Consider the following 10,116-nt stretch of genomic DNA (forward strand, 5'->3'; position numbering starts at 1 on the left):
CAAAGCGGCCATATTCATATTTCCTTAAACGATGCGAAGACAAATGAGTCAGTCTTTTTTGATCAAAGTAAAGATTATTCGATGAGTGATACTCAAAGGCATTTCGTTGCGGGTCAGCAGTTATTGATGCCAAAGTTCTTGTCATTGATTGCGCCAACGGTTAATAGTTATACGCGACTAATTCCTGGCTTCTGGGCGCCAACCGATGCTACATGGGGCGTTGAGAATCGTACTTGCTCGCTTCGCGTTATACCTGGTTCAGCGAAGTCGCAGAGAGTCGAGTATCGTTTAGGCTCGGCAGATGGTAACCCGTATTTAACTTTGGCAGCGGCGCTTGCTTCAGGTTTGTATGGTATCGAGCACAAACTTGAACCGACACCAATGGTTGTAGGTGATGCTTATTCACAAACGCATCCCAGCGCATTAAAACTTCCTTCAACACTTTGGGAGGCGGCGCAAGCTCTAAAGGAGTCTAAAGAGGCGAGAGGCCTATTTGGCGATGCCTTTGTAGAGCATTTTGCATCGAGCCGAGAATGGGAAGAGCGAGAGTTTCGCAAGCACATTAGTGACTGGGAAATGGACCGGTATTTCGAGATTATTTAACTAGAAGACATATTATGGCTAGAAAACTGAAAACCTATTCGCCAATTGATGGCTCTCTATATGTTCAAAGAGAGTTGGTTGGCGAAGAGCAGATGCTTGAAGCGGTGTTGCTTGCAGATAAAGCGCAAGATGACTGGGCTTTGGTACCCTTGGAAAAAAAGAAGCACATTTGTTCGTTAGCTGTAGAGTGCTTTGAAGAAAAAAAAGAGCTTATAGCTGAAGAGCTATGTTGGCAAATGGGACGACCGATACGATATGCAGAAGGCGAAGTTTCCAGTTTTGCAGCACGCGCCCGTCATATGATCTCAATATCTGATCGATGCCTTGCGTCAAACGAGGTTGACGATAAGCCTGGGTTTAAGCGCTTCATTAAAAAGTGTCCGGTTGGAACGGTAGCAGTTCTAGCGCCATGGAATTACCCTCTACACACACCGATCAACTCTATTATTCCAGCTTTATTAGCTGGTAACTCGGTGATCCTAAAGCATTCAGCCCAAACACCTTTGTGCGGTGAACGTATTGTAGAGGCTTTTGCCGACGCGGGTCTTCCTCAGGGCGTGTTACAATGCCTTCATATGAGTCATGACACAGCCAAGACTATGCTGGAGCAACCTTCCATAAAGGCTGTGACCTTTACTGGTTCTGTCGAGGCCGGTAAAGATATTGAAAAAGCATGTGCAGGTAGGTTTATTAACCTAACGCTTGAGTTAGGGGGCAAGGATCCGGCCTATATTCGTAGTGATGCTGACCTTGAATATGCAGTTGAATCAACTGTAGATGGGGCTTTCTTTAATTCCGGTCAGTCGTGTTGTGGGCTCGAACGGATTTATGTTCATCAGTCAATTTATAGTGCGTATGTCGAGCGCTTTGTAGAGCTTACTCGGGAGTATGTCCTGGGTTGCTCAAATGATCAGGCAACGACGCTTGGTCCGGTAGTCAATGCTTCGGCGGCAGCAAGAATACGCAAACAGATTCAAGGCGCAATTGATTCAGGTGCCAAAGCCAATATCGACGTCACAAATTTCCCTCTTGATCAGAATGGTACGGCCTATCTAGCACCTCAAGTGCTGACGAATGTTGATCACTCGATGTCAGTAATGCGTGATGAGACCTTTGGTCCTGTTGTGGGGATAATGGCTGTTAGCTCCGATGAAGAAGCAATAAAGCTTATGAACGACAGTGACCTGGGATTGAGTGCAGCTATTTATAGCAATGACCTAGAGGCTGCGACTGCGCTAGGCGAAAAGATTGAGACGGGTACTTTTTTTGTTAATCGCTGTGATTTTCTAGATCCCGAATTGGTGTGGACAGGAGTGAAAAATACCGGGCGTGGTTACTCTTTGTCTGTGCACGGCTTTGATAATTACATCCAACTAAAGTCTTACCATATAAAATCTATTTGAGAGTAATTGACTATGCATATATTGGAGGGGAACTGGAACTACCCGAATCAGATTATTTCGGGCGCCGGTCGTTTGGCTGAGCTCGCTACTCAGTGCCAGGAAAAGGGATTTGAACATCCTTTAATCGTGACGGATCCCGGTCTTTCGAGCTTACCTATTTGTGATGAACTCAAGCAGACACTTGAGCGCGCAAACATTAAGTTTGATGTTTATGATCAGGTATCAGCCAACCCGAATCAAGAAGATGTGTGCCGCGGTGTTGAGCAGTTTAAACGCTCAAAGCATGACTCAGTAATCGCTTTTGGTGGTGGCTCAGCACTTGATGCAGCAAAAGCAATTGCTTTAATGGTTGGGCAAGAGCTACCTATTTGGGAGTTTGAGGATGTTGGCGATAACTGGTGCAAGGTAAAGGAGGAGGGTGTTGCACCTGTTATTGCAATTCCTACAACAGCTGGAACAGGTTCAGAGGTTGGTCGTGCTTCTGTCATTACTGATTCAGAAAAACACCTAAAGAAGATTATATTCCACCCAAAGATGCTACCAGTGCTAGTGATATTGGACCCCAACGTAACGACAGGTTTGCCAGCTAAAATTACCGCTGCAACGGGCTTGGATGCCTTATCACATTGCCTTGAAGCTTTTTGCTCACCTTCTTACCACCCGATGGCTGAGGGTATTGCGCTTGAAGGTATGCGCCTGATTAAAGAAAATCTCCAGCTTGCATACGAAAATGGCGATAACCTAGAAGCGCGGATGCATATGCTGGTTGCTTCAAGTATGGGGGCTGCAGCGTTCCAGAAAGGTTTGGGAGCGATGCATGCTATCGCACATTCTATAGGTGCAACATATGGTGCGCATCATGGTCTTCTAAATGCTATTTTGATGCCTTATGTCCTCGAAGAGAATTATAGTGAAATCAAAACAAAGCTCGGGCGCGCCGCGAGATATCTTGACCTAGACGGAGGTTCCGCAGACTCGTTTATTTCTTGGGTCCACCAACTTCGAGCAGACCTTGGTATACCACGTACCTTAGATGAAATCGGTATCAACTTAGGCGATGTACAAAAATTAGCTGCCATGTCTGTTGAAGATCCTTCAGCTGGTGGCAACCCTATCCAGCTGTCGTCAGCTGATTATGCGCGCTTGATCGGAAATGCCATTCAAGGCGTAAATGAAACGCCTGGGGAAGGGGCGTAGGCTGCATAATGGATAACTATAAAGTCGCCATTTTGCAGTGTGATGACGTGCTAGATAAGTTCCGGACCGACTTCGGAAACTATCCGGGTATGGTTGAAGATTGCTTTACGCAGGTCTCGCATAGCTTAGAGTTTTTTACTTATGATGTGCGTAAAGGTGAATATCCTAAACAGATACAGGATTTTCGTTTTTATGTGATCACTGGGAGCAAAGCCAGTGTCTACGATAATGAGTTCTGGATAAGTAAATTAGTAGAGTTTGTGCAATGTCTGGATCGAGTATCGATACCTGTGTTTGGAATCTGCTTTGGTCATCAGATCATGGCTTTAGCAAAGAATTGTTCGGTTGAGAAATCTTCTAAAGGTTGGGGTGTAGGTGTTTCAAGTAATGAATTAACCAAGTGCGCCTATGACTTAGGCTTTGAGGGAAATGCCCTTAATATGATTGTTAGCCATCAAGATCAAGTCCAGAATATACCGCAAGAATCCAAGCTTCTAGCGACAAGTGATTTTTGTCCATACTTTGCCGTTCAATGGAGTGATTCCTTGATTAGTATCCAAGGGCACCCGGAATGGACTTGTGAATACTCTGAAGCCTTAATGAATGATCGTCGCGGCCGAATCCCTGCTAATACAATTGAGGCTGGTCTAGAGTCCTTAGCGAAACCTCTGGATAACAGGGGTTTCCTAAGTGTAATTTCGAAATTTTTACTTCAGAAAGCGTGATGTTGGTTTTGGTGGCTGTTAATGTGCGTGACTTATCGGCAAGGTAGTTAGGGTGTCATTTAGCTCGCTTGAAACTGCCTGGTTTCTACCATTCAATTTTGCACTATATAGTGCCTTGTCTGCTCGCTCTTTCAGGCTATCAAGGGTTTCACTTTGAATGAAGGTCGAGGTACCAGCACTAATGGTTACAGGGATAATTTTGCCCTTATATAGGTAGGTGTGTTGCTCTACGCTCTGCCTGATTCGATCAGCAATTTTTAAAGCTTGATTGGCATCTGTATCATCTAGAATTAATACGAACTCTTCGCCACCGTAGCGAAAACACAAATCACTTCCACGCGCGCACTTTTTGATTGTCGCAGCAAGGTCGCGAAGGACGCTATCACCGGCTAGGTGTCCGTATGTATCGTTGACGTGTTTAAAATGATCAATATCAAGCATGAGAACGGAAAGAGGGGTGTTGTGACGTGTCGCTAGCTCTGCCTCTCTGTGTAAGCTGGCATCAAGTGCGCGTTTATTGCCGCAACCCGTTAACTCATCTCTAAGCGCTGATTGAAGTGCTGCTTGATATAGTTTTGCATTTCGTAAAGGAAATACCAAGGTGCTAGCCAGGCGCTCGATAATGGAAAGTTCTTCTTCAAGAAAGCGCTTCTTTCTAGAAAAGGTAATTGCGCCTAATTCTGTTTCGTCCATGGTGAGGTTGTACTGGCAAGAATGTACACCAGATTTATCACCAATTGTGATAGGGCTCTGATTGGAAGCTTCATGTTTCATTTGATCAAATGACACCAAAGTCTGGACTTCACTCGCAAACATATGAATGATGTCACTACAATCTAGCGTGGTTTGGAGGCGGCGAGTTAAGCGAGAAATAATATCGTTATTGTCGCTAATTGATTTATTTAGATCGCGATAGGTAGATACTATCTTAGCCTTATTAAAATCAATTGTTGTATCGTTTCGTTCGTTACCGCTCATCGTATGGCTCCACAATAATGTTCCAGTATTGTTAATTAATACAAATTGTGGGCCAAGCCAGAAAAACAGCTTATAAACAATGCTTTAGATGTGGTTGAACAAACTATTGACGCGATTTGTTGCGTTGCGGCTTGCCGGTTCGTCAAAAAAATGTCTCAATATTCGGCCTCTAAAGGCCGTCACGGCAGTGCGTCGCCACTTGCTTCGTCGATATTCTCAACATATTGATAGAAATAGCGCCTTGAACCGTAGATAATAGCGAAAATTTTTGAAAACCCATTTATTAGTTTTGGAGCACTTTCTGAGCAATGCGCTTAAAGTCCATTAAGTTAGCCGGATTTAAATCTTTCGTAGATGCGACGACGGTTCCTTTTTCTACCAATATGACCGCTATCGTTGGGCCTAACGGGTGTGGTAAATCAAACATTATCGACGCTGTTCGTTGGGTGATGGGTGAAAGTTCGGCAAAGAACCTTCGTGGCGAGTCGATGACTGATGTTATCTTTAATGGCTCTACCGGTAGACAGCCCGTCGGACAAGCATCGATCGAGTTGTTGTTCGAAAATCAGGAAGGCAAGCTGAGTGGTGAGTATGCTTCATTCACTGAGATATCAATAAAGCGCAAGGTCACAAGAGAAGGTAGCTCTCAATACTACTTAAATGGCACGAAGTGCCGAAGAAGAGATGTTACTGATATTTTCCTCGGTACGGGAATGGGGCCTCGATCTTACGCAATTATTGAGCAGGGGATGATATCCCGCTTAATCGAGTCCAAGCCTGAAGAGCTTCGCGTATATCTCGAGGAAGCAGCAGGAATATCCAAATATAAAGAGCGTCGCAGAGAGACAGAAAACCGTATGCGTCGAACTCAGGACAATCTTGATCGCTTGGCCGATATTCGTGAAGAACTTGGTAAGCAGCTTCAGCACCTTAAACGGCAAGCAAATGCAGCTGAACGTTATGCTGAATTCAAGAAAGAAGAACGTCTACTCTCTGCAAAACTTCATTTTGTATATTGGGATCTTCTCGATCAGGACCTATCGGGCAAGTCCGATCTGTCTGTTAAATATGAAAAAGAAATAGAAGATGCCGTTATTGCTAAGAATAGCAATGAAAACAAAGTGGATGTGCTGCGTACTGAACTTGAAGACAAGCAAGAGGTATTCAATAAGTTTCAGGCAAAATTTTATCAGTCTGGCGGTGAGATTGCTGCGCTAGAGCAAAAACTTAAGTTTATTAAGAGCCGCCAGCTCGAGCAGGAGCAACAGGTTAGTCGGCTTAAAGAGGAAATTGCTGAAATTGACGAGGTATTGTCCGCTGACCATGAAACGCATGAGCTTGTGCTAGCGGATCTAGAAGAAATTGAAGCGGTATTTATTGAGCTTCAGGAGCAGCTTGAGCAATCCTCTTTCGAGCTGGAAATGCGCGAATCTGACATGGAATCCTGGCAACTTCGGTGGGATCAATTTAACCAGGACTCTGCAAATGCTCAAAAAAGCGCAGAGCTTGAGCAAGCTAAGATCCAGCAAACAGAAGAACGAATTCAAGAGCTCGAAATACGGCATGAACGCCTATCTCACTCCTCTATTGATGTGCAGCGAAGTATTGAAGAGCTAGATCATGGTCAATGGGAAGAGGAGCAGTTGATAGTAGATGAANNACTNTTAAGCTCATTCATCAGCAATGGCAGCTGATCAATACCCATCTGCCGCTTTTGCGCAGAAACGCTAGAATCATCACCCAAGACAGATTCTTGAAGTGTTACAAGCGAAGCGAGGACAGCTTTCTGCTCCGATATCTTTGCATGCAAGATAGACTTCTGATCGCTTAGTGATTCAATCTTGTCTTGTTGTTGCTCAATTTTAGGCAATATGTCATCAACTTCCTGCTGAGAGCTTAATAGTTTTTCATCTACTATCAACTGCTCCTCTTCCCATTGACCATGATCTAGCTCTCAATACTTCGCTGCACATCAATAGAGGAGTGAGATAGGCGTTCATGCCGTATTTCGAGCTCTTGAATTCGTTCTTCTGTTTGCTGGATCACTTGCTCAATATGTTGAAGGTGCACCGTCTCAAGTAATTTTAATACTAAACGATATCAAAGTTGCTGATTCAAAAGAGCAAGCACAGCTTGCTATTGCTACACTGGCGGAGCACGAGTCTGTTATATGTACTGATGGCCTTTGGTTTGGTCAAACATGGGCAAGAGTATACAGGCCCGGTGATACCGAGGCAGGCGTTCTTGAGCGTGCAAATGTTATCGCAAAAATAAAGAAAGCTATTCCAGCGCTAGAGGAGCAGCTTGATGCCGTTAATCTTCAACTTGAAGCCAATAAAGATGCTCTACATCAATATCGTAAAGACTTAGAGTCTTTCGAGGTATCTATTAAAACGCTGACCAATGAGAAAGCTCGAATAGCTGGTCAGCAAGGAGCAGATAAAGCCAAGCTAGATCAATTCAATCTCCAGCTAAAACGAAACGATGAAGATATCAAGGAGTTGTTAGATCAGCTTGAACAGTATCGTGAGCAACTTGCTGAATCGCGCGAAATCTGGAATGAAGCGCTGCTATCGCTTGATGAGTTCACTGAGCGCAAAGCAGTTCTTAGCGAAGAAAGAGAGCGTGTTCAATCTCAGCTAGAGATGTATAGAGCTCAGTCTCGCGAAGCGCAAAATTCAGTACATCAGAAACAAATTGAACAACAGCAAAAGCTTAGTCAGGTAAACTCCCTAAAACAAACTATTGAGAGGCTAGGCAAAGAGTTAAGTTATAAGAAGCAACGAATTACTGAGCTTAATAATAGCGAACATTACGAAGATGAGTCCTTAGAGGACTTGTCTATGCAGCTTGAAGGTCTCTTGGAATCCCGGCTAATTGCAGAAGAGCGACTGAATGAAGCGCGAAAATCCGTTGAAAGCGTCAGTATTAGCTTGCGCGAGGAAGAGGGTGCTCGCGTTAAGTTTGAAGGTGCAATACAGTCAGCAAGAGAAAAGCTCGAAGCAATCAGGATGGATACTCAGGCGCTATCCATTAATAAGAAAAACCTCGAAGAGAGGATTCTTGAGGATGGATTCGAAATTGATGCGCTTAGTTCACAAATTCACGCAGGCGACAACGAAGCAAATTTGAAGTCAGCTTTGGAGCAATTAGGGCAAAGAATTCAGCGCCTTGGTTCGATTAACCTTGCTGCTATTGATGAATTTAAGGTTCAGAACGAGCGAAAGCAGCATTTGGATGAGCAGAATGATGAACTTGTCGATGCGCTAGATACGCTTGTAGATGCGATTAAAAAGATAGATAAAGAAACACGCACCCGCTTCAAGCAAACATATGACCAAGTAAACGAAGGCTTGCAGCGCCTCTTTCCAAAGATATTCGGTGGTGGCAACGCGTATCTTGAATTAACTGATGACAACTTGCTGGAAACTGGTGTCATGATTATTGCGCGTCCACCAGGAAAGAAAAATGCCACGATTCACCTTCTTTCTGGGGGTGAGAAGTCTCTAACTGCTATCGCGCTTATCTTTGCTATTTTTGAGCTGAATCCGGCACCTTTCTGTATGCTGGACGAAGTAGATGCCCCGCTTGATGATGCAAACGTTGGCCGCTTTGCCAGAATGGTAAAGGAGATGTCTTCTCAAGTGCAGTTTATCTATATCTCTCATAACAAGGTGTCTATGGAAAAAGCAGACCAGCTTATGGGTGTGACGATGCATGAGCCTGGCGTTTCCAGGCTAGTCTCTGTTGATATTGATGAAGCCGCAGCAATGGTAGAGGTATAGTGTTGGTAAAAGAGTTACAGATAATTTATTCGCATCCTACTTTGTTGAAACAATGTAAACTTTAAAACTATAATTTATACTAAGTGCAGGGCGTTTTTAGCTCCTTTCGATGCGTGCTCGCATCATTGATATTTATATAAGTGAAAAAATGAATTTAAGAGACTGGTTAATTGTTATCGGTGCAGTAATTATCGTTGGTATTTTGATCGATGGTTACAGGCGCATGCGTATTGCCAATCGTGACTCACTTAAGATGTCTCGTGACATGAGTGGCGATTTGGGTGCAGGTGATCCGCTTGAAGACGATTTTAATCCTGAATTACCCAGTGGTGGCGCGCGCGTTGTATCTTCAGGTGCACTTGAATCAGGCATTGAAGAAGTTAATTCCTCTAAGGATAAAATCGAACCTAGTCTGAATTTCGATACACCTTTTAACGATGATGACGTAAAAGAAGATGGAGCCATTGTTGCCGATGCGGGTTCGCGTATAGAGCTAGAGTCAATCGAAGTTAAAACGGCTCACGCCGGTAAGATCAAGAAAGTTGCTGAAATCGAAGTTAGTAGCGCAAGTGAAAACAATGACAAGCACGCGCTTGTTATCGTTATCAATGTGCACGCAACAACCAACAAAGGGTTTTCGGGAACAGATGTTAAACAGTTGCTGGAAGCTTGTGGTCTCGATCATGGTGATATGTCTATCTTTCATCGCCACGAAGAAGATGACCTGTTAAGCCCTATCCAATTTAGTGTTGCTAACGCTATCGAACCTGGATATTTTGATCCAGATACATTAGCTGAAATATCCACGCCTGGAGTGAGCTTCTTTATGACCCTGCCTGGGCCTAAGGATTACAGTAAAGCTTTCGAATTTATGCTCGAAACCGCGCAGTGTTTTGCTAGAAACTTGCAAGGCGAACTTAAGGATGAAAACCTAAGTGTGATGACGCCACAAACTATTGAGCATTGTCGCTCAAAGATTAAAGAGTTTGAACGCCGCCAGCTGTCTAAAGTAAAACTTTAATCAGCGAAAATTTCACTAACATCAGCGCTAGCCTTACATGTCCAAATCTATCGATGCCTCGCGCTCACGCGCAAACGAGCTAAACCAGCTGCTTTCACGCTATGCATACCAGTATTACGTTTTAGATGACCCAAGTGTACCCGACTCCGAATACGATCGATTATTTAAGGAGCTTCAAGATATTGAAGCTGCGTACCCGGAGTTAATTAGTGCTGATTCTCCGACTCAAAGGGTTGGCGGCCAACCGCTCGATAAATTCGCCCAGATTGAGCATAAGATTCCTATGCTTTCTTTGGATAATGCATTTTCTGCTGATGATTTACAGGCCTTTGATTCTCGACTACATGCGCGCCTAAGCGGCTCTGCCACGATAAGTTATGTTGCAGAACCAAAATTAGATGGTG

At 44.1% G+C, this 10,116-nt stretch carries 7 protein-coding genes and 2 pseudogenes; 8 read left to right on the top strand and 1 reads right to left on the bottom strand.

The annotated features are described in order from the left end of the window. The 4 genes and pseudogenes from A3766_RS11150 to A3766_RS11165 all read left to right on the top strand — a co-directional run. A pseudogene (locus tag A3766_RS11150) lies at nucleotides 1-603 on the top strand (glutamine synthetase); the annotation flags it as partial. A gap of 14 nt (nucleotides 604-617) precedes the next feature. Then, the gene (locus A3766_RS11155) at nucleotides 618-2,006 is read left to right on the top strand and encodes an aldehyde dehydrogenase family protein (RefSeq protein ID WP_068516698.1); all 1,389 of its coding nucleotides are present in this window, start codon (nucleotides 618-620) and stop codon (nucleotides 2,004-2,006) included. A gap of 12 nt (nucleotides 2,007-2,018) precedes the next feature. Further along, nucleotides 2,019-3,203: an iron-containing alcohol dehydrogenase gene (locus tag A3766_RS11160; RefSeq protein ID WP_068516696.1), complete on the top strand. Its 1,185-nt coding sequence runs from the start codon at nucleotides 2,019-2,021 to the stop codon at nucleotides 3,201-3,203. A gap of 8 nt (nucleotides 3,204-3,211) precedes the next feature. Further along, on the top strand, nucleotides 3,212-3,928 hold the full coding sequence (locus tag A3766_RS11165) for a hypothetical protein (protein ID WP_068516691.1): 717 nt from the start codon (nucleotides 3,212-3,214) through the stop codon (nucleotides 3,926-3,928). 18 nt (nucleotides 3,929-3,946) lie between these two features. On the opposite strand, the gene A3766_RS11170 is transcribed toward A3766_RS11165, so the two are convergent. After that, the gene (locus tag A3766_RS11170) at nucleotides 3,947-4,906 is read right to left on the bottom strand and encodes a GGDEF domain-containing protein (RefSeq protein ID WP_068516688.1); all 960 of its coding nucleotides are present in this window, start codon (nucleotides 4,904-4,906) and stop codon (nucleotides 3,947-3,949) included. Nucleotides 4,907-5,214: 308 nt separating this feature from the next. Here A3766_RS11170 and A3766_RS11175 point away from each other — a divergent pair, with 308 nt between their 5' ends. The 4 genes and pseudogenes from A3766_RS11175 to A3766_RS11190 all read left to right on the top strand — a co-directional run. Then, nucleotides 5,215-6,600 (top strand): chromosome segregation SMC family protein, encoded by a 1,386-nt coding sequence (locus A3766_RS11175; RefSeq protein WP_068642208.1) that lies wholly within the window; start codon nucleotides 5,215-5,217, stop codon nucleotides 6,598-6,600. An 807-nt stretch (nucleotides 6,601-7,407) separates the two neighbouring features. After that, the gene (locus A3766_RS11180; RefSeq protein WP_068642210.1) at nucleotides 7,408-8,691 is read left to right on the top strand and encodes a hypothetical protein; all 1,284 of its coding nucleotides are present in this window, start codon (nucleotides 7,408-7,410) and stop codon (nucleotides 8,689-8,691) included. 148 nt (nucleotides 8,692-8,839) lie between these two features. Further along, nucleotides 8,840-9,712: a cell division protein ZipA gene (zipA, locus tag A3766_RS11185; RefSeq protein ID WP_068508495.1), complete on the top strand. Its 873-nt coding sequence runs from the start codon at nucleotides 8,840-8,842 to the stop codon at nucleotides 9,710-9,712. Between the two features lie 37 nt (nucleotides 9,713-9,749). Next, nucleotides 9,750-10,116, top strand: a pseudogene (locus A3766_RS11190) (NAD-dependent DNA ligase LigA); the annotation flags it as partial.

It is taken from the genome of Oleiphilus sp. HI0132 (assembly GCF_001635845.1).

Bases quoted from the DNA above. Each gene is read 5' to 3' on its own strand.
- A3766_RS11155 (WP_068516698.1), top strand. From the start codon at position 618: ATGGCTAGAAAACTGAAAACCTATTCGCCAATTGATGGCTCTCTATAT.
- A3766_RS11160 (WP_068516696.1), top strand. From the start codon at position 2,019: ATGCATATATTGGAGGGGAACTGGAACTACCCGAATCAGATTATTTCG.
- A3766_RS11165 (WP_068516691.1), top strand. From the start codon at position 3,212: ATGGATAACTATAAAGTCGCCATTTTGCAGTGTGATGACGTGCTAGAT.
- A3766_RS11170 (WP_068516688.1), bottom strand. From the start codon at position 4,906: ATGAGCGGTAACGAACGAAACGATACAACAATTGATTTTAATAAGGCT.
- zipA (WP_068508495.1), top strand. From the start codon at position 8,840: ATGAATTTAAGAGACTGGTTAATTGTTATCGGTGCAGTAATTATCGTT.